The following is a 1,032-nucleotide window of genomic DNA, read 5'->3' on the forward strand; positions in this document are numbered from 1 at the left end:
GGCGCTGTCCAAATTACGTGTTGGAAGACTACTCTTGAAGTAGGTCATCACCCTGAGGGCCTCCATCATGGATACCCAAGCCTTTCAACATCTACTCTCTCTCTTCCCACAACTCACCTTGCGCCAGCGTCGCCTCGCGCAACATGAACTCACCGCACCTCACCCCATCACCTCGTTGGCCACCCAACTCCCCCCTTGCCAATGTTGTCCTCACTGTCAGGCCGAGGCTGCGCAGTTGGCTCCCTGGGGTTGGAGTCGAGGGCTGCGTCGTTATCGCTGCAAGCAGTGTCTGCGCACCAGCTCCGTTCTCACCAAGACGCCTCTGGCCCGACTTCGCAAGGCACAATGCTGGGAAGACTACGCCCAGGCCCTCATCGACGGTCTGACCGTCCGACAGGCTGCCGTCCGCTGCGGGGTCTGTAAAAACACCGCCTTCTTGTGGCGTCACCGCTTCCTGAACGCCATGGCGAGTCACCAGGCGGCACGGGAAGGGGGTATCGTCGAGGTTGATGAGACCTTCTTCCTGGAGTCGTTTAAAGGACAACGTGGTTTACCCCGCCCGGCCCGCCACCGCGGGGGCAAAGGCCGTACCCGAGGCACAGGGTCGGATTACATCCCGGTGATGGTGGTTCAGGACCGGGCTGGTCATCATGCGGATTTTCAGTTGGAGAAAATGAATGCCGAGACGGTGATAGCGGTTTTGACACCCCTTGTCTCGTCAGATGCGGTGTTGTGTAGCGACGGCGCCGGGGTGTATGCCAGTTTCAGCAAAGCACAGGGAGTGACCCATCAGGTCGTGCGCAATCGTCAAGGCGAGCGCGTGGTTGGCGCGTACCACATCCAGCATGTCAACGGATATCACCGTCGGTTGAAAGAGTGGATGGAGCGGTTCCATGGGGTCGCGACCCACTATCTGAGGAATTATCTGGGTTGGCGAAGGATGTTGGAGCGCTACGGGCGGGAAGTGAATATCCCAAGTTGCTTGCATGAGGCGCTGGGGCGCCCCATGCAACACGTAATTGGGACATAGCC

The 1,032-nt window shown here is 59.2% G+C and carries 1 protein-coding gene; it reads left to right on the forward strand.

The features are described 5' to 3' along the window. Positions 1–67: 67 nt before the first annotated feature. Entirely contained in the window at positions 68–1,030 is a 963-nt protein-coding gene (locus tag ACB030_RS20300) for an IS1595 family transposase (RefSeq protein WP_371162259.1), read from the forward strand. Positions 1,031–1,032 lie beyond the last annotated feature (2 nt).

The organism is Aeromonas sp. S16(2024), assembly GCF_041403065.1.
Lineage (GTDB): Bacteria > Pseudomonadota > Gammaproteobacteria > Enterobacterales > Aeromonadaceae > Aeromonas.

Coding starts and splice junctions, on each gene's coding strand:
- ACB030_RS20300 (WP_371162259.1), top strand. CDS start 68: ATGGATACCCAAGCCTTTCAACATCTACTCTCTCTCTTCCCACAACTC.